The sequence below is a fragment of the Mesorhizobium sp. C120A genome, from assembly GCF_030323105.1.
Lineage (GTDB): Bacteria > Pseudomonadota > Alphaproteobacteria > Rhizobiales > Rhizobiaceae > Mesorhizobium.
On the sequence record NZ_CP100476.1, the window covers coordinates 2,286,442 to 2,305,921 of the forward strand.

The 19,480-nt window shown below is 63.3% G+C and carries 20 protein-coding genes; 9 read left to right on the forward strand and 11 right to left on the reverse strand.

All coding sequences use genetic code 11. The annotated features are described in order from the left end of the window. Positions 1-10: 10 nt before the first annotated feature. The gene (locus tag NL532_RS11250) at positions 11-940 is read left to right on the forward strand and encodes a lytic transglycosylase domain-containing protein (RefSeq protein ID WP_023748191.1); all 930 of its coding nucleotides are present in this window, start codon (positions 11-13) and stop codon (positions 938-940) included. 5 nt (positions 941-945) lie between these two features. Next, positions 946-1,434 (forward strand): GNAT family N-acetyltransferase, encoded by a 489-nt coding sequence (locus tag NL532_RS11255; protein WP_023705860.1) that lies wholly within the window; start codon positions 946-948, stop codon positions 1,432-1,434. Between the two features lie 287 nt (positions 1,435-1,721). On the opposite strand, the gene NL532_RS11260 is transcribed toward NL532_RS11255, so the two are convergent. Beyond that, positions 1,722-2,060, reverse strand: a complete 339-nt coding sequence (locus tag NL532_RS11260; RefSeq protein WP_023828091.1) for a hypothetical protein — start codon at positions 2,058-2,060, stop codon at positions 1,722-1,724. Between the two features lie 329 nt (positions 2,061-2,389). On the opposite strand from NL532_RS11260, the gene NL532_RS11265 reads away from it, so the two are divergent. The 3 genes from NL532_RS11265 to NL532_RS11275 all read left to right on the forward strand — a co-directional run bounded on the left by NL532_RS11265 (position 2,390) and on the right by NL532_RS11275 (position 4,175). Next, positions 2,390-2,941, forward strand: coding sequence for a DUF4142 domain-containing protein (locus NL532_RS11265; protein WP_023672417.1), 552 nt, complete (start codon positions 2,390-2,392; stop codon positions 2,939-2,941). Between the two features lie 302 nt (positions 2,942-3,243). Continuing rightward, positions 3,244-3,708, forward strand: a complete 465-nt coding sequence (locus NL532_RS11270; protein ID WP_023815012.1) for a cupin domain-containing protein — start codon at positions 3,244-3,246, stop codon at positions 3,706-3,708. A gap of 74 nt (positions 3,709-3,782) precedes the next feature. Continuing rightward, the gene (locus NL532_RS11275; protein ID WP_023828090.1) at positions 3,783-4,175 is read left to right on the forward strand and encodes a Rid family hydrolase; all 393 of its coding nucleotides are present in this window, start codon (positions 3,783-3,785) and stop codon (positions 4,173-4,175) included. 60 nt (positions 4,176-4,235) lie between these two features. On the opposite strand, the gene NL532_RS11280 is transcribed toward NL532_RS11275, so the two are convergent. The 5 genes from NL532_RS11280 to NL532_RS11300 all read right to left on the reverse strand — a co-directional run bounded on the left by NL532_RS11280 (position 4,236) and on the right by NL532_RS11300 (position 12,118). Beyond that, the gene (locus tag NL532_RS11280) at positions 4,236-4,775 is read right to left on the reverse strand and encodes a hypothetical protein (RefSeq protein WP_023815013.1); all 540 of its coding nucleotides are present in this window, start codon (positions 4,773-4,775) and stop codon (positions 4,236-4,238) included. Continuing rightward, complete coding sequence (locus NL532_RS11285) at positions 4,768-6,012, reverse strand: hypothetical protein (protein WP_081730890.1); 1,245 nt, start codon at positions 6,010-6,012, stop codon at positions 4,768-4,770. Before NL532_RS11285 ends, NL532_RS11280 begins: the two co-directional genes overlap by 8 nt. A 290-nt stretch (positions 6,013-6,302) precedes the next feature. After that, positions 6,303-9,806 carry a carbamoyl-phosphate synthase large subunit gene (carB, locus tag NL532_RS11290; protein WP_023828088.1) on the reverse strand — a complete coding sequence of 1,168 codons (3,504 nt, stop codon included), beginning with the start codon at positions 9,804-9,806 and terminating at the stop codon, positions 6,303-6,305. Between the two features lie 234 nt (positions 9,807-10,040). Next, complete coding sequence (locus NL532_RS11295) at positions 10,041-11,093, reverse strand: SH3 domain-containing protein (protein ID WP_286488111.1); 1,053 nt, start codon at positions 11,091-11,093, stop codon at positions 10,041-10,043. A gap of 248 nt (positions 11,094-11,341) precedes the next feature. Then, the gene (locus NL532_RS11300) at positions 11,342-12,118 is read right to left on the reverse strand and encodes a metallophosphoesterase family protein (protein ID WP_023828085.1); all 777 of its coding nucleotides are present in this window, start codon (positions 12,116-12,118) and stop codon (positions 11,342-11,344) included. 176 nt (positions 12,119-12,294) lie between these two features. Here NL532_RS11300 and NL532_RS11305 point away from each other — a divergent pair, with 176 nt between their 5' ends. Further along, positions 12,295-12,765 (forward strand): nucleoside deaminase, encoded by a 471-nt coding sequence (locus tag NL532_RS11305; RefSeq protein WP_023828084.1) that lies wholly within the window; start codon positions 12,295-12,297, stop codon positions 12,763-12,765. A gap of 20 nt (positions 12,766-12,785) precedes the next feature. On the opposite strand, the gene NL532_RS11310 is transcribed toward NL532_RS11305, so the two are convergent. After that, positions 12,786-13,142 carry an ArsR/SmtB family transcription factor gene (locus NL532_RS11310; RefSeq protein ID WP_023689740.1) on the reverse strand — a complete coding sequence of 119 codons (357 nt, stop codon included), beginning with the start codon at positions 13,140-13,142 and terminating at the stop codon, positions 12,786-12,788. 199 nt (positions 13,143-13,341) lie between these two features. Between NL532_RS11310 and NL532_RS11315 the strand changes: the two genes are divergently transcribed. Then, positions 13,342-14,520, forward strand: coding sequence for an MFS transporter (locus NL532_RS11315; RefSeq protein ID WP_023828083.1), 1,179 nt, complete (start codon positions 13,342-13,344; stop codon positions 14,518-14,520). A 29-nt stretch (positions 14,521-14,549) separates the two neighbouring features. On the opposite strand, the gene NL532_RS11320 is transcribed toward NL532_RS11315, so the two are convergent. After that, entirely contained in the window at positions 14,550-15,014 is a 465-nt protein-coding gene (locus tag NL532_RS11320) for a MarR family winged helix-turn-helix transcriptional regulator (protein ID WP_023691525.1), read from the reverse strand. 179 nt (positions 15,015-15,193) lie between these two features. Between NL532_RS11320 and NL532_RS11325 the strand changes: the two genes are divergently transcribed. Beyond that, positions 15,194-15,988: an SDR family NAD(P)-dependent oxidoreductase gene (locus tag NL532_RS11325; RefSeq protein WP_023683784.1), complete on the forward strand. Its 795-nt coding sequence runs from the start codon at positions 15,194-15,196 to the stop codon at positions 15,986-15,988. A 159-nt stretch (positions 15,989-16,147) separates the two neighbouring features. Here the strand turns inward: NL532_RS11325 and NL532_RS11330 are convergent, their stop codons facing one another. Continuing rightward, the gene (locus NL532_RS11330) at positions 16,148-16,747 is read right to left on the reverse strand and encodes a LysE family translocator (protein WP_023683785.1); all 600 of its coding nucleotides are present in this window, start codon (positions 16,745-16,747) and stop codon (positions 16,148-16,150) included. Between the two features lie 87 nt (positions 16,748-16,834). Between NL532_RS11330 and NL532_RS11335 the strand changes: the two genes are divergently transcribed. Then, positions 16,835-17,713 (forward strand): LysR family transcriptional regulator, encoded by an 879-nt coding sequence (locus tag NL532_RS11335; protein WP_032888145.1) that lies wholly within the window; start codon positions 16,835-16,837, stop codon positions 17,711-17,713. Positions 17,714-17,776: 63 nt separating this feature from the next. Here the strand turns inward: NL532_RS11335 and NL532_RS11340 are convergent, their stop codons facing one another. Next, positions 17,777-18,427, reverse strand: coding sequence for a dihydrofolate reductase family protein (locus NL532_RS11340; RefSeq protein WP_023828082.1), 651 nt, complete (start codon positions 18,425-18,427; stop codon positions 17,777-17,779). Positions 18,428-18,544: 117 nt separating this feature from the next. Next, complete coding sequence (locus NL532_RS11345; RefSeq protein WP_023828081.1) at positions 18,545-19,402, reverse strand: protein-L-isoaspartate O-methyltransferase family protein; 858 nt, start codon at positions 19,400-19,402, stop codon at positions 18,545-18,547. Between the last annotated feature and the right edge of the window lie 78 nt (positions 19,403-19,480).

Below are 19,480 nucleotides of genomic sequence, written 5' to 3' on the forward strand. Positions count from 1 at the left end.
CCCGCGCGGCTTGCCAGCAAAATTCAACCTTTTCGCGATCTCTGTGATCGTCGGCGCAGCTGCCCTCAGCGGCTGCCAATCGACCTCGCAGATGAAGGCCACGCCTGCGCTGACCGAAACCGCGACCGCTGCCGGCAGCGATGCCGGCTTTACCGTGCCGCTGCCCGATACGGTTTCGGTGCTGCCGCAATCCTCGGGCATAACACCCGTCCAGGCGGCCGAAGCGGCGCCGGCCACGCCAGCGCTCGATGCCGCTGCGCAGCCGGTTGCCGCGACCGCGGCCTTTGCCGGCGCGACGCCCACGGCCCCGGCCGTGCCTGCGGTGATGGCCGCCAATGCCTGGCAGGCGCCTGCGCCCGCCAACGCCGGACAGCCGGTCGCGGCGCAATATACGACCGCCAGCCTTGTCATGCCGGCGACCGCCAAGGGCGGCCAGAACGCCATGCCCGGCGTGCAGCAGGTAGCCTATGTCGTGCCGCAGAACCCGGCTTCCCTGGGCCTGTTCCCCGCCGCGCCGCTCGGTCTCCCGGAAGAAGAGCATGCGACCGGCATGCGCGGCGACGTCGACCGGCTGATCCAGAAATACGCCGCTCTCTACGAGGTGCCGGTCGATCTGGTGCGCCACGTCGTCAACCGCGAAAGCACCTACAATCCGAAGGCTTACAATAACGGCCATTGGGGCCTGATGCAGATCAAGCACGCGACGGCGCGCGGCATGGGCTATGACGGGCCGGCCAAGGGCTTGTTCGACGCCGAAACCAATCTGAAATACGCGGTCAAATATCTGCGTGGCGCCTGGCTGGTGGCGGGTGGCAACGCCAAGAAGGCCGATTGGCTCTACCAGACCGGCTATTATTTCGACGCCAAGCGCAAAGGCCTGCTCGAGGCCACCGGCCTCGGTGTCGACCGCAAGCGCCGCCGGCTGCAGCCCGACGCCTGAGCGCGATGCCTGAACCGCGCCCGCCGGCTCCAAACGACATCCGGCTGCGCAAGATCCTCGACGAGACGCTCGTTGCGCCGCACTGGCCGGACGGCTTTGCCATGCGCTGCTTCGAACATGGTGACGCGCAGCCCCTGCACGCGCTTTTGACCGAGGTGTTCGACGACGGCACCGACGGCCCGTTCGACGAATGGTGGCCGCGCATATCCAGCGATGCCGAATTCGACCCGGCGCTGTGTTTCCTGGTCATCGACGCCAAGGGACGGCTGGCGGCGGCAGCGCTGTGCTGGACGAGGGCCTTCGTCAAGGACCTCGCGGTCCATCCCGGAGCGCGCGGCAAAGGAATTGGCGAAGCGCTGATGTGGCAGGCCTTCAACGCCTTTCGCGATCGAGGCGCGGCCCATGTCGACCTCAAGACCAACACGGTCGAGAACGCCGCCGCGCTCCGGCTCTACGAGCGGCTGGGAATGATGCCTGTCGCCTGGGAAGGGTAAGGGCTTTTTTCTTGCCGCAATTCCCTGGGGAAAACGCTACGCGCTTTTCCCGGGAAAACCGGTTCCCACCTTTCCTGGAATTGCTCGAGCGCTGTTGAAAACCTCCGGATTGTGAACTGCTTCACATTGGCCGCCGCAACCGGATGCTACCTCACCATCCATGCCTTTCGACCGATGGCGGATCGACGACTGGCAGATGTGGAGGGGCTGCACCGGCATGTGTTCAGCCGCTCCTTGGCGGGTCCCAGGCGGGGGTTTGGGGCCCGCCAGTCGTTTTACGGTCGCCCTCAGATATCGGGCGCATTGCCGATCTTCTTTTTGAGCTCAATCGCCCAGGCGCGGCCCTCGTCGCCGCCCCACAACAGCCAGGCGATATGGCCGGCCGAAGGATTGTCTTCATTGCCGTAATTCTTGCCGCGCTTGTCGACCTCGTGGCGGGCGAAGTAGCTGACCATGCGGCGGATGGTGGATGGCGCCAGCTTTTCGCGGTTCTTGAGTTCCGTCGCCCGCGCGACGCCGATCTCGGTGCCGCCACGGCCGGACTGCTTGCGCAGCCTCAACCCCTTGGCGGCATTGTCGGCCACCACTTGCGGGCAGCGCAGATCGATCTCTTCATCCTCTTGCATGTGTCTCCCCAGCTCCGGAAGCCTAGCCTGCGGACCCAATGCGGGAAAAGCAACCGGTTCCCAATGCCGCGCCGTCCATCAGGACCAGGATCCGCGCGCCATCGGCGCGTGCGAGATCCTGTGGAACCTTATGGATGTCACGCCTGAGGTCGGCCGAACTGGACCGAACAGCTGCAATATGGCGAGGCGTGCTGTCCTGAGGTTTGTCCGCCAGGGGCTCGGGACGGCTCTTCGGCAGATGGTCGCTGACGAATAGTTCTCCGGACGCAACCCTGCCGCCAATGCCGCGTTTGATTAGCCGAGGGAAATTTTCAAATCGGAGAACTCAGATGAAAACGCTTCTCACCATTGCCGCCGTCGCCTTGTTCGCCGGTGCCCCTGCCGCCTTTGCGGCCAACTCGACTGCGGTCGCGCCTGCCATGGCCGCCAGCAAGGTCGATACCCCAACCTTCGTCAAGACGGTGCCTAGCTCCAACGAATTCGAAATCCAGTCGAGCAAGCTCGCCGAGGAAAAATCCAAGGCGGCTGACGTCAGGAAATTCGCCAAGCAGATGGTCAAGGACCACACCAAAGCCGGCAAGGAGTTCAAGGCGGCGCTGAGCCAGGGCCAGACCACCGGTTCGACCAAAGCCGCGGGGCCGGCCCTGCAGCCGAAGGAGCAGGCAATGCTCGACGAGTTGAAGAGCGCAAGCGGCAAGGATTTTGACGCCAAGTACATCCAGATGCAGACGGACGCGCACAAGGAGGCCGTAGCCCTGTTCAGCAGCTATGCCAACTCGGGCGACGACCCGGCGATGAAGGAATTCGCCAAGAAGACGCTGCCGACGCTGCAGATGCACGAGAAGCACGTGAAGGAACTCGCGGCCGCGCATCAGGGTTGAGGACGGGTGACTGGCCAGCAATAGCATTCTACGGCGCCCCCCTCTGTCCTGCCGGACATCTCCCCCACGAGTGGGGAGATCAGCAGCGTCGGCGCCGTGCTTTTCTTGCGACGGTGAAAATTGGCGAAGGCTGAGGCGACAGCCAATCTCCCTTCTTGTGGGGGAGATGTCCGGCAGGACAGAGGGGGGCGCCGTAGAGTGCGACGGCCGATGCCTGCCGTTGGCAAGGCATTGCGGCAAAGTGGCTCTGTGGCTGCGCCGGCAGTGACATACACTGCCGCCACCAATTCAATGGAGCTCCCATGCCCAAGATCGACCTGTCCACCGTGCCTGTCCGCAAGGGCTCCGGCTACCCCGCGCCCTTCGACGCCCCTTGCGCCGAGCGCACACGCCACCGCCTCGGCGATGCCGGCGGCCTCACCGATTTCGGCGTCAACCTGATGACATTGCCATCAGGCGGCTGGTCCAGCCAGCGCCACTGGCACAGCCATGAGGACGAGCTCGTCTATGTGCTGGAAGGCGAACTGGTGCTGGTCGAGGATGGCGGCGAGACGCTGCTCAAGGCCGGCGACTGCGCGACCTTTGCCAAGAACAGCGGCAACGGCCACCACATGATCAACCGCTCGTCCACAACGGCGCGCTATCTCGAAGTCGGCTCGCGCAATCCGGATGATCTCATCACTTGCTCCGACATCGACATGATGAGCCCGAGTTCGGATGGCAGGTTCCTGCACAAGGACGGCATGCCCTATCCGGCCCAGGGGTGAGGGCTGGACTATGGTTCGGCGCTGGCATCCGGCAACCGGCAGGATAAGCTCCCGGCAAACCCAGGGAGGACCCAGTGAAAAAAGAAGTCATCGAAGTGCCTGTCATGTCGGCCAAGGTGCGGGCGCTCGGGCTGCCCTGCTCGACCGCGGTCAGGGCCAATGGCTTCGTGTTCATCTCGGCAACGCCGCCGGTGGACATGGCGACCGGCGAGATGGTGCGCGGCGACATCGAGACACAGACCGAGGCGTCGCTGAAGGCGCTGAGACACTGCCTGGAGGCGGCAGGCACCTCGCTGGACAATGTGGTGATGGTGCGCATCTACGCCGTCAATTCCGGCTTCTACAACGCCATCAACCGGGTCTATGCCCGGTACTTCAGCGTCAACCCGCCGGCGCGCAGCTTCGTGCCGGTGGCGTCGTGGCCGATGGAGTTCGATATCGAGATCGAGTGTGTGGCGGTGGCGTGAAGGGTGATAAGCGGTCCGCGCTGCGGACGAAAAGCCAAGCGCTTGGCTTTGGAGTATTATCTAAAATGAAAGTTTCGAATGCAGTGCTCGACTGGCTGCAGGAAATGGTTTTTTGTAAATAGTCTGGTAGAGCGAGTCAATCGCGTCGACAATTGAACTAATCGCGCTTTTTACACTGGCTGTCGTAATCTGCGGGATGCCCTTTGGATGTGTTAGCTTATTTCGGAGCTTGATCGAGGTTCCCAACGCACTCCACCAGTTTGCCTGCTTGTCGAGAGGCTGGCCAGAGAAGTGTCTATGTAAAAACGTTATCCGATCTTCAAGCCGAGTCATCTTCAAGCCGTTAAGCTTGAATTGGCCGTTTTCAAGTCGAGCCTCTTGCTCAAGCAGAAACGCGCGTTCATGTACCGAAAATTCGGGTCGGATTGCGAGTTCCTCGCATATAGCGTTCACATGCGCCTCAAGAGAGGAAAACCCGAGCATTAAGGCTGCGTGTAAGCAGGCGTCTCGTCGGACTGCGTCATCGGTCGAGTTCGCGTTCTCGAGAAACCTCTTTGCCTCTTCTAAAAGAAGAGTAGCGAATATATCGATCTCAGCCATTGGCCGCTTTGGCTTTCAGTTTTTCGACTTCTAATGTGGCTACCTTTGCGTGATACTTTGCTATTGCGACGTCAATATTTGATTTTGAAATTCCTTCTCCGTTTTCGGACTGAAGGAAAAATAATTCAGCAAATCGACCTCGTTCTTTTGGGTCAGTTCGATACCCGAGTCCGCGATATTGCTCTGTATCCGTTTTGTGTCTTCCTTTTACCAAAGCGGCGACATTCAGCGGATCATGTCCACTAGAACCCGCCAGGTCGTAGTGCCGCTTCAGTCGCACCTCGTTGTTACGAAGCATGCCAGCGATAAAGGCCCAGGCCGCAACGACCGCTGGGTTGATCGCCTTTTCCGGATAGTCAGGTGGAAATTTCTTCGAGCCTTTAACGAACGCTGCTCGCTGTGCTTTAGTTAGCGCAGCGAACTCTTTGCCGGCGAATATCAACCCTGGATCGCTCCAAAGATTATCTTTCTTCGAATCTCTGAGAGCTTCCCACTCCGGATCAGCCACTCCTGTAGCGCAGAGTTCTGGAGTGGTTTCAGTAAGATCGAATTTTTTGGCGTCAACTCCCGCGCCTTGAAAATAGTTTAAGATAAATGTTCTTGCCAACTGAACTGATATGGGGCCGCCGCGCGAGCGCCGATCTGCGAAATCCTGACCAGAATTGAGCATTCCAACCGATTGGAACCAGTCGCGCAACTGCGGTCCCATCGCTGTCTCATGCATTCGATCAAAGAGATCTCCGGATATGGCTATGTTAGTGTTAGATATTAGCTGAACATCTAATCTTTGATCCATCTTTAGGTCGAAATATACTTTAACGCCGTGATATTCATCTATTCCATGTGCCAAAGCTGCCCGTATCGCTTCGAATCGATGCTGCCCGCCGATAATTTTGAGCGGATGAGGTTTATCGAATTCAAGCGTAAACTCGCCAACTATGTTGCTAAAGCTACGACGTTGCTTTGCATCTTCGATCATTCTGGCGTAAGCAGGAGCGTTTTCAACAATTTCGCGGTTCGCACGATACTCCGCCTGTTCTTCTGGATCGAGAGGAACATCGGTCGTACTTAGCGCAATGATCTTGTTGGCTTTGACATGACACTCGCAATAATGAGCCCCAGTCCTATGGTCAGTGATCAGCAGGATGTGAGGTGCTTCGAGTGGAGAAAATTGCTCTAAGAATTTGGAAAAATTTTCGCTCTGCATTGAAGCGTTTTGATCAATCTGCGACGACATAATTCTTCCCCCGAGCACTGCGTCTCAGACTCCAGGGAGCTAAGATTGCAGGCCGCCATTTTAGGGCATTGTTACTGGCGGATCTTGGGCGTGTCGAGCACAATAGGAATACTTCAAGTAGCTGCAAGCCGAGCCGAGGCTCCGGTACTCTGCACTGACGTTGGTCAGCGCGGCACACTCCCCTAGTACATCTGCTGATAAGGGTGGGTTTGTGTTTGGCGTCGGCGGGACAGCGCCCCCCTCTGGCCTGCCGGCCATCTCCCCCACAAGGAGGGAGATTGGCTAATCGCCTAGGCAAAATACTCCTGCAGCGGCCTGACCTCCAGGCTCCCCGCCTTCAGCGCCGCAATCGCTTCCGCCACAGCCGCAGCGCCCGACAGCGTCGTGTAATACGGCACCTTCTGCATCAGCGTTGCCCTGCGCAGCGATTTCGAATCCGACACCGCCTTCTGCCCGTCCGTCGTGTTGAAGACGATCTGGACCTGGCGGTTGCGGATGGCGTCTTCGATGTGGGGGCGTCCCTCAAGTACCTTGTTGATCTTCTGGGCGTCGACGCCGTTTTCGGCGAGGAAGCGCTGCGTGCCCGAGGTCGCCAGCACCTTGAAGCCGAGGCCGGCGAGGCGCTTCACCGCCGGCAATATGCCTTTCTTGTCTTCGTCGCGCACCGAGACGAACAGCGTGCCGGAGCGGGGGAGATCAACACCCGCGCCGAGCTGGCTCTTGGCGAAGGCCAGCGCAAAATCGCGGTCGAGGCCCATGACCTCGCCGGTCGAGCGCATTTCCGGGCCGAGCAATATGTCGACCCCGGGGAAGCGGGCGAAGGGGAAGACGGCTTCCTTGACCGCGATGTGGCCGGGGTTGCGCGGGTCGGGCATGGCGCCGTAATGGGCGAAGGCGTCTTCGAGTTTCTCGCCGGCCATGATGCGGGCGGCAATCTTGGCGATCGGGCGGCCGATGGTCTTGGCGACGAAGGGCACGGTGCGCGATGCCCGCGGATTGACCTCCAGCACATAGACCGTGCCGTCCTTGATCGCATACTGCACGTTCATCAGGCCGCCGACATTGAGCGCGCGGGCAAGGGCCGCCGTCTGTCGCTCCAGCTCGTCGACCAGCTCGGAAGGCAGCGAGTGGACCGGCAGCGAACAAGCGCTGTCGCCGGAGTGGATGCCGGCCTCTTCGATGTGTTCGAGAATGCCTGACACAAAGGTCGACGTGCCGTCGCAGAGGCAGTCGACATCGACCTCGATGGCGCCGGAGAGATAGGTGTCGAACAGCAGCGGGTTCTTGCCCAAGAGCGTGTTGATCTGGCCGGTCTTGTCGTTGGGGTATTTCTGCTTGATGTCCTCCGGCACAAGGCCGGGCACGGTGTCGAGCAGGTAACTCTGCAGCATGCCCTCGTCATGGATGATCTGCATGGCGCGGCCACCGAGCACATAGGACGGGCGCACCACCAAGGGGAAACCGAGTTCGCCGGCGACCAGGCGCGCCTGCTCGACCGAATAGGCGATGCCGTTCTTCGGCTGGCTGAGGTTCAGCTTGTGCAGCAGCTTCTGGAAGCGGTCGCGGTCCTCGGCGAGATCGATCATGTCGGGGGAGGTGCCGAGGATCGGGATGCCGGCCTTCTCCAGCGCATCGGCCAGCTTCAGCGGCGTCTGGCCGCCGAACTGGACGATGACGCCGACCAGTTCGCCCGACGCCTGTTCGGCGCGCAGGATCTCCAGCACGTCTTCCGCCGTCAGCGGTTCGAAGTAGAGCCTATCGGAAGTGTCGTAGTCGGTCGACACCGTCTCTGGGTTGCAGTTGATCATGATCGCTTCATAGCCGGCGTCGCGCAGCGCGAAGGCGGCATGGCAGCAGCAATAGTCGAACTCGATGCCCTGGCCGATGCGGTTCGGACCGCCGCCGAGGATGACGACTTTTTTCCGCGATGACACTTGCGCCTCGTTGGCGAGCGCGCCGGCGAACGGCACTTCATAGGTCGAGTACATGTAGGCGGTGGGCGAGGCGAACTCGGCAGCGCACGTGTCGATGCGCTTATAGACCGGATGAACGTCGAGCTTTTCGCGAATCTTCGCAATCACTTCGGCGTCGGTCTTCGTCAGCGACGCGAGGCGGGCATCGGAGAAGCCCATCGCCTTCAGCATGCGCAGATTGACGGCGTCTTGCGGAATGCCGTGCTCGCGGATGCGGGCTTCCATGGAAACGATGCCGGCGATCTGTTCGAGGAACCACGGGTCGATCTTGCACATGGCGTGCACGTCTTCGAGCGAGGTGCCCATGCGGATCGCCTGCGCCACCATGCGCAGCCGGTCGGGCGTCGGCGTGCCGAGCGCGGCGCGAATGGCGTTGCGGTCGTCGGCGTGGTTGGCAGCTACGGCGCCGTGGCCGAGGCCGGGGATCTCGATCTCGTCGAGGCCGGTCAGGCCGGTCTCCAGGCCACGCAAAGCCTTCTGCAGCGATTCCTGGAAGGTGCGGCCGATGGCCATGACTTCGCCGACAGACTTCATGGCGGTGGTCAGCACCGGCTCGGCGCCGGGGAATTTCTCGAAGGCAAAGCGCGGGATTTTTGTGACGACGTAATCGATGCTTGGCTCGAAGGAGGCGGGCGTGGCGCCGCCGGTGATGTCGTTCTCCAGCTCGTCCAGCGTGTAGCCGACAGCGAGCTTGGCCGCGATCTTGGCGATGGGGAAGCCGGTCGCCTTCGAAGCCAAAGCGGAGCTGCGCGAGACGCGCGGGTTCATCTCGATGACGACTAGGCGGCCATCGGCCGGGTTGACGGCGAACTGCACGTTGGAGCCGCCGGTCTCGACGCCGATCTCGCGCAGCACCGCGAGCGAGGCGTTGCGCATCATCTGGTATTCCTTGTCGGTCAGCGTCAGGGCAGGGGCGACGGTGATCGAGTCACCGGTGTGTACGCCCATCGGGTCGATGTTCTCGATCGAGCAGACGATGATGCAATTGTCCGCCTTGTCGCGGACGACCTCCATCTCATACTCCTTCCAGCCGAGCACGCTTTCCTCGATCAGCACTTCGGTGGTCGGCGAAGCGTCGAGGCCGGACTGGACGATGTCGTAGAATTCGGCGCGGTTGTAGGCGATGCCGCCGCCGGTGCCGCCCATGGTGAAGGACGGGCGGATGATGGCGGGCAGGCCGACATGGTCGAGCGCCTGCGCGGCGATCGCCATGCCGTGGCTGATGTAGCGCTGCTTGCGGTCGCCTTCGCCGAGATTCCAGCGGGTTTCCAGCGCGTCGAGCGCGGCATCGAGGTCGGCAGGCGCCTCGGCCTTTACGGCGGCGCGCTCGGCCTCATGCGTCTTGCGGTCGGCGTTCTTGACATCGGTGGCATTGGCAAGCATCGACTTCGGCGTTTCCAGGCCGATCTTCTTCATCGCCTCGCGAAACAGCGCCCGGTCCTCAGCCTTGTCGATCGCCGTGGCGTCGGCGCCGATCATCTCGACATTGTAGCGGTCGAGCACGCCCATTCGGCGCAGCGACAGAGCGGTGTTGAGCGCGGTCTGGCCGCCCATGGTCGGCAGCAGCGCGTCGGGCCGCTCCTTGGCGATGATCTTGGCGACGACTTCAGGCGTGATCGGCTCGATATAGGTGGCGTCGGCCAGTTCCGGGTCGGTCATTATGGTGGCCGGGTTGGAATTGACCAGGATGACGCGAAAGCCCTCCTCCTTCAGCGCCTTGCAGGCCTGTGTGCCGGAATAGTCGAACTCGCAGGCCTGGCCGATGACGATGGGGCCGGCCCCGATGATCAGGATCGACTTGATGTCGGTGCGTCTTGGCATCGTTGTGAGTTCCGTTCGGCGAGCGGCTTGCACGAAAAACCGGGACGGGAAGACCCGGCCGGTTGTGCTTGCGATTCTGGTATCAGGCTAGGAGGGCCTTATAGGGAAGAGTTTTGGGAGATGTAACCCCGAAAATGAGGCTAGGCAGTAGGGATTAGGCAGTAGGGATCAGGCAGCAGGGATTAGGCAGGAGCGAGGTTAAGGCGCCTGTGCCCATTCCCTACTGCCTGACACCTAATCCCCCAGCGCGAGCTGATCCGTAATCTCAAACCGCTCGGATACCCCGACGCGGATCATGTTGAGGGCGCCTTCCCTTGTGAAGCGGAACTCGCTGGGCGAATCCGAGTTGGCCGGCATGCCGGCAGAGAAGGAGATGACGCGCGTGCCGCCATCGGGCCAGGTGACGGTTATATCGGCCTTGTCGGTGCCCTTGTGCGCGATGTTGACGGCGCAGCGGGTCATCGGCTGGCCGACATAGCGGGCGCAGGGGATCTCGGCGGTGGCGCCGAGGGCGGGCGGGGGTTCCAGCCGTGCAACGGTTTGCGTAGCGGTCGCAGCTTTGGCCTGATCTGGCCGTGGCGTCGGGGATGGTACCCCGGGCGCGGACGCCGCATCCGGCGCTGCTCCCGCAGACGCGGTGGAATCCTGTACCGGCGTCCCTGTGGCCTCCGTCGCCGGAGCCTCTGTGGCAGGGATTTCGTCCGTCGGCGGACTTTCATTCGCTGCGAAGGCAAGGCCGTAAGCATCCTGCATGGCGGTCCTGCCGATCTCGGCGGCGGACTTCGGCGCGCCTGGATCCGTACCGCCAAGGCGCTCCGTCAGGTCGAGTGGAGCCGGCGCGGGTGCAGCCGGGGTGGGTGGAGCCTGAGTGGGTGCAGCCGGAGCGGCAGAGGCGGCAGGTGCAGTCGTCCGGGGCGCTGCGGCCACGTCGGCCGGCTGCGTCGGCATGTCGGGCGCGAGCGTCGGGCCGCCGGCTTCAGCGCTGGCGGTCACCTGGGGCGGCGCGGCGTCTACTTCGACCACGGTCGGATTGTCGGGGATAAGATAGCGCGCGGGCGCCCAGCCTTTGACCAGTGGATTGTCAATCTCCTCGACCTTGCACCAGCGGTGGCCATCCACTTCGTTGCAGCCGAAATTCCTGACGCTCGAGCCGATCGGCAGACGCGCCTGGGTTCTGCCGACCGGCGACGGCGTGGCGCGGATGTTGAGGAGATCGCCTGGGCCGAGCTCGGTCACTATGGAAACGATGTCGGCAGGCGCGTCCTCGGCATTGGCCGGCAAGCTCACCAACAACGGGCCCACCACCAACGGACCCGCCAACAACCGGGCTGCCCGCAGGAGCGGAGCGCCAGTCAGTCGATGCAAAATGGTTCGGATTGTGCGCCTCATCATTTGGCCGTGCGCCGATTACCCTTGCGGCAGCAGTCCTGCCGTATGGCAAGGCGGTTTTATAAGGGACGATACGCGGCCATGTAAGTCTGAAAATGCGTCCGATGTTTGGTGCCGCGAGGCGGAAGCAGGGCGCAGCCGTGCGGTCAAGCGGAGCCTTGCCAAGAGGGTTTGGGCATGAAGCCGGTCCTCAGCGCATGCGCCCATTCCGGACGGCCCGCCTGTTCGGCCTGTCTCGCCGCCGCTTCATGGTCGTAGTCGACGGCGATGGTCTCGAAACGGTCGGGTCCTTCGCCATCCAAGGTGAGGATGCCGTAGCGCGCATGCGGGCTGCCTTGCTCCGAAACATGCGCCGGCGGCGTGTCATCTTCATAGGCGGGAGCGCCGACGCTGCCGGGGTTGAAGAGGATGGGGCCGCCGGGGATACGGAGCAGCTCCGCGCGGTGGCTGTGGCCGCAAAGCACGACGCGGCAGGCCGGGTCCAGCGCCTGCAACCGCCGCTGAATAGCGGCAAGCGGCGCGCGCACCAGTTGGCCATCGACGATCGCGTCGAGCAGGTATTTCTCGTCATGGTCGGGCCGCGCATGGAAAGCGACCACGCCGGGAACAATCTCCAGCGTGAAGGGCAGGGCGAGCAGCGCTTCGCGCTGCGCCTCCGTCAGCCGCTCCTGTGCATAGCGGTCCGAAGCCCACATCGTATCGTCGGCCGGATCGACGGCGACGCGGCGGTCATGGTTGCCGCGCACCGTCGGCAGGTCGAGCGCTTCGAGCCGCTCGAACGTCTCGCGCGGCCAGAGCGGGCCGGAGACACAGTCGCCAAGGTTGACGGTGAGATCGGCGCCGCCGCGCCGCGCCAGATCGGCGAGCACGGCATCCAGCGCCAGCACATTGCCATGGATGTCGGCGAGAACGGCAATGCGCATGCGGCGGGCTCCTTGGTGCAGCCCGTTGAGGCTTGCGGCCCGGCTTCCTATCAAGCCGCTGCCTTCATTATCAAGCCCTTGAGGCCGTTCGAGACAGCCGGGAGCTGGCTATCGCGGAAGCACTCCATCTGCTAGCGTCCATGACGTTCCAGAGTTCATCAGGGGGAGGACAGGCGATGACCCGCGACCAGATGGTTGCCCACCTCCGCGCCGCCAATAACGTCGCGCGCGAGACTGCCGCGCATGGGCACCATCCTTTCGGCTGCGTGCTCGTCGGCCCCGACGATCGCATCCTGATGCGGCAAGGAAACATCAACACCGTGCGCCACGCAGAAACCGAGCTCTCCCGGCGTGCCTCGGACGCCTATCCGCCGGATTTCCTCTGGTCCTGCACGCTGGTCACAACCGGCGAGCCCTGTGCGATGTGCACGGGAACGCTGTACTGGGCCAATATCGGCCGGCTGGTCTACGGCTTCGAGGAGACCAAGCTTCTCGCGCTGACCGGCAACCACGCGGAGAATCCGACGATGAACCTCTCGTCGCGCACGGTCCTCGGCTCCGGGCAGAAACCGGTCGAGGTCCACGGACCCTTCCCCGAGATGGACGAGGAGCTCCTCGCCCCGCATATCGGTTTTTGGCAGCGCTAGGACCTTGACCTCTGAACCGGTTAGCCCGGCATTTCGATGTCGTGGCCACCGACGATGGGCAGTGCCGGATCATCTCCGGCCGCCGCAATCACGCTATCGAGCAGGCCGGGGAAGCGGGCGTCGAGGTCGGCGCGGCGCAGCGTGATCATCCGGTTGGTGCCGGCCACTTCGGCGCGGGTGACGCCGGCCTCGCGCAGTTTGGCCAGGTGATAGCTGAGATTGGTCTTGGAGCCGAGGTCGAGGAACCGGCTGCAGTTCAGCGGCACGCCTTCCTTGCTGGCGAGATAGCGCACGATGGCGAGCCGGGTCGGGTCGCCAAGCACGCCGAGCACAACCGGCAGGCTGATCTGGTCTGTATTGGGGTGCGGCAAAGTCATGGCCCGAAACTAAGCACAGTCGGTGGCGATTTCAACGCGTCCATGTTTCGCGGGCATGCACAGTCCGCTTCGCGATTGGCCCAATGGCTGTCCTGACACAGGGCTGTCAGCAGGCTTCAGCTATTTTCACCTGGCTTCATTGACATCACGCCCTGTTATGTCCAATTGTTCAATAACTTTTGAACTAAGGACACGCCCTATGGACAAGCGCCTCTTTTGGCTTGCGCTCGGATCGTTCACGATCTCGACCGAAGGCTTCGTCATCTCCAGCCTGCTGCCTGACATCGCCACCGACGCCCGCATTTCCATTCCGCTCGCCGGCACGCTGATCACCGCCTTCGCGCTGGCTTACGCCATCGGCACGCCGATCCTGGCAACGCTGACCGGCGAATGGGACCGGCGCCGCGTCATCTTGTGGACGCTGGCGTTCTTCGTCATCGGCAATGTGGTGGCGGCGCTGAGCTCGTCCTTCGAGCTGCTGCTCATTGCCCGCATCATCATGGCGCTGTCGTCAGGCCTGTTTGCCGCTACCGCTCAAGGCACGGCGGTGGCGCTGGTCGATGACCACCACCGGGCGCGGGCCATTGCAGTCGTCGTCGGCGGAACCACGGTGGCGGTTGCGCTGGGTGCACCGCTCGGCGCGCTGGTTGCCACGATAGCCGGCTGGCGCGGGACCTTCTTTGCCATTGCCGGGCTCGGCGCGCTGGTCGGCGCCATCCTGTGGTACCGGCTGCCGCGCGGAATTGTCGGCACCAAGCTGCCGCTCAGGCGGCGCCTGGCTGCGGCGCTGCGCCCCGGCGTCATGCCGATCCTGCTGACCACCGCTCTTGCCCTGATCGGCGCCTTCTCGGTGTTTTCCTATATCGCGCCGCTGGCCATCCAGAGCGGCGGCCTCAGCCCGATTGCGCTGCCCGGCATGCTGCTCGCCTTCGGTGTCGGCGCCGTCATCGGCAACATAGCCGGAGGCCAGGCGGCCGACCGTTTTGGTGCGACGCGCACCGTCGGCTCGTCGCTGGCGCTGAGCGCCGTCATGCTGGTGATGCTCTCGGTCATCCCGACCTTCCTGCCGCAGCATCTCGCCGGGCCGGCATTGATGGCCATGATGGTGCCGTGGGGCATGGTCGGCTGGGCATTTCCGCCGGCGCAGGCCAGCCGCATCATCAAGCTGGCGCCCGACGCCGCCCCGATCGTGCTGTCGCTCAACGCTTCGGCGCTCTATCTCGGCGTGGCGCTGGGTGCTGTGGTCGGCGGCGCCGTGCTGCGCTACGGCGTGCCGGCCGATCTCGGCCTGGTCGCCGCCATCTTCCCGCTGATCGGGCTTGGCGCGGTGCTGGCCGGCCGCTGGGCGGCCCGGCCGGTCGCCATGCCGGCCGAATAGATCTTTGCAAAGGACCGGCGGCCGCTCTTTCAGCTTGAAGGGGCGGCCGCGGGCACGTCGTAGTCCAGCGCCGCGACTTCATCCAGCATAGCGCGCAGATCTGCCGCTCGTTGCGGGCCGACCAGGGCCTCGAAGCGCTGCTGGGCAATGGTCCACAATTTCGTCGTCTCCTCGAGCTTGGCCAGGCCTTGGTCGGTCAGCCGCACCCGCTTGACGCGGCGATCGTCCTTGTCAGCGAAGGTGTCGACATAGCCGTCGCGGATCAGCGGCTTCAGCGTGTGGCCGAGCGCCGAGAGATCCATGACCATCGCTTCGGCTATCGTGCCCATCGCCGGCTCATTGCTGACATGGATCTGGTAGAGCAGGCCGTACTGCGTGCCCTTCAGACCCGAAGGCGAGATTACATCGTCATAGAAGCGGCCGAGCTTGCGCGCGGCGCGCCGCAGCGTGGCGTTGTTGCAAAGGCTGAATCCCGGCAGCACGGTCTTGCTCATCACGACTCCTTGCCGGCAAAACCGCTGCCGGCCTGTCGCAGAAATAGTTTCTGCCGCCTCCGTTGACAAGATAGTGGCATATACCTACTTCCAGGATGGTGGCATATACCACTAATTGGAAGTCAGGGCGGGACGAGGGTCATCGACCTGTCTCGCCGGGCAGAAAAAGGAACAGGACAATGAGTGGACAGGACAACAAGGGTACCGCAGTCGTCACTGGTGCATCGGCCGGCATAGGTGCTGTCTATGCCGACCGGCTGGCCGGGCAAGGCTACGATCTGGTGCTGGTGGCGCGGCGCGCCGACCGGCTGCAGGAACTGGCTGAAAAGCTGCGTTATGCCTACAAGCGCAAGGTCAGCGTGATATCAGCCGACCTCGCCGACGACAATGATGTGCGCCGCGTCGAGCAGGCGATCGCAGCCGACGATAGCGTCACGCTGCTGGTCAACAATGCCGGCATTGGCGGCCAGGCCGTGGTGGCAACGGCCGACGCCGACGAGGCCGAGCGCATGATCAAGGTCAACGTCATCGCCTTGACCCGCCTGACCCGCGCCGTTCTGCCGGGGCTTCTTGCGCGCAACCGCGGCGCCATCGTCAACATCGCCTCTGTGCTCGCCTATGATACCTCGTTCGGCGGCATCTACAGCGGTACCAAGGCCTATGTCGTCAACTTCACCGAGGCCCTGCACCGCGAAGTCGCCGGCACCAATGTGAAGGTGCAGGCGGTGCTGCCGGGCGCGACCCGCACCGATTTCTGGGAGCTCGCCGGTGGCGATATCCACAATCTGCCGAAGGAGATCATCATGTCCGCCGACGATATGGTCGATGCCGCGCTTGTGGGCCTATCCAGGGGCGAAGCCGTCACCGTGCCGGCACTTGCCGACACAGCCAAGCTCGACACCTTCCTCGGCGCAAGGCAAGTCTTCTACGGCAGCCTGCACGCCGACAAGCCGGCGGCGCGTTACGCGGCTTGAGAGTAGCTGGTTCGCTTCGCGAACCAGGACCCCCACCCCGCTCACTTCGTTCGCGGCCCTCCCCACAAGGGGGAGGATAAAGTGCGCGCTCCCCTACCTCCCCTTTGTGGGGAGGTCGGACCGCAGGTCCGGGTGCGGTACTGGCGCCGACCTCTGCGTTTACGCTCCCCGCCACATCGGTATGATCGACGCAGCCAGCACCAGCGCCAGCACGATGTTGAGCGCGCGCCATTGCCATTCGGTCTTGAGCAGCCGTGCCAGCACCATGCCCGCCACGCACCAGATCGACAGCGAGATGGCTGCGGTGAAGCCGAAGGTCGAGCCGAGCAGCAGCGCGAGTTGTCCCGGACCGTCGGCAAGGGCTGCGAACGAGGCCGCCGCACCCAGTCCCATCGCCCAGCCCTTCGGGTTCATCCATTGAATGCCGGCGCCGCCGAAGAAGCTGTTGGGTTTTGCCATCGCCACATCGAGATCAGGCGGCCCGGCGCGGCCGATCTTGATTGCCAGCCAGATGAGATAGAGCGAGCCGATGATTTTCATCGCCAGTTGCAGCGACGGCATGGCCAGCAGCAGACCGGCGAGCCCGGCGGCGGCAGCAGCGGTCACGGTGGCGAGGCCGGCAGCGCTGCCGATCAATAGGGGAACGGAACGGCGAAAGCCGAACTGCGCACCTGAAGCAGTCGACAGGGTGGTGGCGATTCCCGGCGTGACGGTGGCCACGAAGGCAAACAGGATGAGCGGAAAGATGGGCTGCAACATGAGGCGTCCTCCATCGAAGGCCCTACGGTAGACTTCTGCATACTTCAGTAAATGCAATGTTTGCGATGGTTGGCATTAGTAGGTATAATGCCAACCATGATCCGTAACCTCGACACAGCGCTGATCCGCACCTTCGTCACTGTCGCCGACAAGGCCAGCATGACGGCGGCGGCGAACGCGCTGCATCTGACGCAAGGCGCCGTCAGCCAGCAGATCAAAAGGCTGGAGGAGGCGCTGGGCTGCAGCCTGTTCGAGCGCGACCGGCGTGGCTTGCGGCTGACGCGGCCCGGCGAGCGGCTGTTCGGCAAGGGCAAACGGTTGCTTGGCCTCAATGACGAGATCTGGGCCGAGATGGCGGGCACCGAGGTCGCCGGCCAGGTGCGGCTCGGTGTTCCCTATGACCTTGTCGGCACCTTGCTGGCGCCGGTGCTGAAAGCCTATGCCGAGACCTATCCGAAGATCGAGATATCCCTACTCTGCGCCGCCTCGCCGGATCTTGCCGCGGCTCTTGCAGCCGGCACCATCGACCTTGCCGTCATCGAGGAACCGGTCGGCCCGTCCGCCGGTGAGTGCCTGGCCATTGACCGGCTGGTCTGGGTGGGGGCCAAGGGCGGCGTCGCCCGCGCCAAGCGGCCGCTGCCGGTGTCGATCGTCGCCGACACCTGCGCCTTCCGCCCGGTGGTGCTGTCGGCGCTGAACGAGCACGGGCTGGAATGGCGCACCGTGTTCGAGAACGGCAACATCGACGCCACGACCGCGACAGTGCGCTCCGACCTTGCCGTCACCGCCTGGCTGGCCTCCACCGTGCCTGCCGATCTTGACATCCTGGCTTTTGATGCCGGGCTGCCGCCGCTGCCGAATTTTTCCATCAATCTGCATTTGCCGAAGTACGGCACGGCGCCGGCAGCGCAGGAGTTCGCGCGGTATATCCGGGGTGGGTTGGCACGGCGGGCTGTGGCGGCTTGACAGAACTTGCATTTCCTCTCCCCCGTCGATCGGGGGAGAGGAAAGGTGCCAAGCCTGTCCCTGTTACTTCCAGTTCTTACGCCGCTCGAGCTCGGCCTCTGACGGCTTCTGCGTAGCGAACGACCCGACCTTGACCTCACCCCCGCGTTCGTAGGTCGCCATGATGACGCCTGTGGTAGTGGCCTGCGACTTGACCAGCTTGAAAGCGGCGGGCATCGCACCACCATCGAACAGCCGCTTGCCCTTGCCCAGCAGCAGCGGGAAGATCATCAACCGGATCTCGTCGATCAGCCCGTTGGCGAGCAAAGTCTGGATCAGCTCGCTCGAACCCTGGATGAGCAGGTCAGGCCCATCTTCCTTCTTGAGGCGGCGCAACGCCGCGACGATATCTTCTCCAAGCCATTGCGTATTTTCCCAGGTGAGCGAATCCGGCCGATGCGTCGCCACACATTTAGTCGCAGGGTTGAAGGCATCTCCGATGGCATCTTTCTGATACGGCCAGTAAGCGGCGAAGATGTCGTAGGTTCTGCGGCCGAGCAGCAGGGCGAAGGGTTTGGAGAACAATTCCTCCATGGCCACCCCCGCCACCTCGTCGAAGTAGTGGAACGTCCAGCCGCCGAATTCGAAGCCGCCAACCGGGTCTTCTTCCGGGCCGCCTGGCGCCTGCATGACGCCGTCGAGGCTGACGAAGGTGGAAGCGATGATCTTTCGCATTGGATTTTCCTTTTCCAGGATCCGCGCCGTCAGGGCCGGATTTCGATCTAAGGACGGACAGGCCGGCGGCCGCCCGACAGGCGTTGGCAAAAAAACGCTGCCGGCCGACAAGGGTACCTACCGCCGTCGCCCGCCGCCAAGCGCCTGCGACGAAAACCAGACGTCGCCGATGATGGCGGTGGCGGTCCGGTCCGGCGCCCTGTCTGATGTCAGCCAGATCGAACGGCTGCGCGCCGCCTTCTGGAGGTCGGGGATTTTGGCCGCCGAACCGGCCGCCGAGGCGCCGACGCAGGGGATGAACCGCGAGCGCATGAAGGGGTCGCAGGCAAAGCCCTTGTCGTTGCGGGTTACCATCACGGCCAGGCCGACGCCCTGGGACGGACGCCAGGGAAAGATCATGCGGCCACCGGGTTTCAGCGCCCGCAGCCAGGCAGCCGGCGGTGCGACGACACCGGCATTGACATAGATGATGTCGGACGGCGGCAGATCGCCGGTGACGGCATCGCCGTGGACGACGCCTACATTGCCGTAGGTTTCGAGATTCTTTGTTGCTCTGGCAGCAAGATCTGCCTCTATTTCGAAGGCGGTCACCGGGCCGGGCGCAACCAGCCGCGCCAGCAAGGCGGTGTAGTAGCCTGTGCCGGCGCCGATATGGGTGACGGCCTCGTCCAGTCTGGGGGCGATCCTGCCTATCCACATGGCGTGCAGGGAGGGTTCGCCATTGTTGATGCCCTTGTCGGCATCGAGCGCCACCAGCACGTCCTGATAGATGTGAACAGGATCGGCGCTCGGCGTCATGATCTTGCCGTTGCCGGTGGTGAGCGCCCTGCCGGCGACTACCGCCCAGGGTCCGGGACCGAGAAAGGCCTCGCGCGGAACGGTGGCGAACGCCTCTTCGAGGCGCGGATCGGCCGAGCCGGCATTGGCCGCCATCAGCTGCGCGTAAAATTTCCTGGCGTCTTCGACACTTGTCATGATGGCCGGTAAGATAGCGCAAGCCGCCGGTTTGTCGCCGTCTTGAGCAATTCCAGGAAAAGTGTGAGGCGGCTTTCC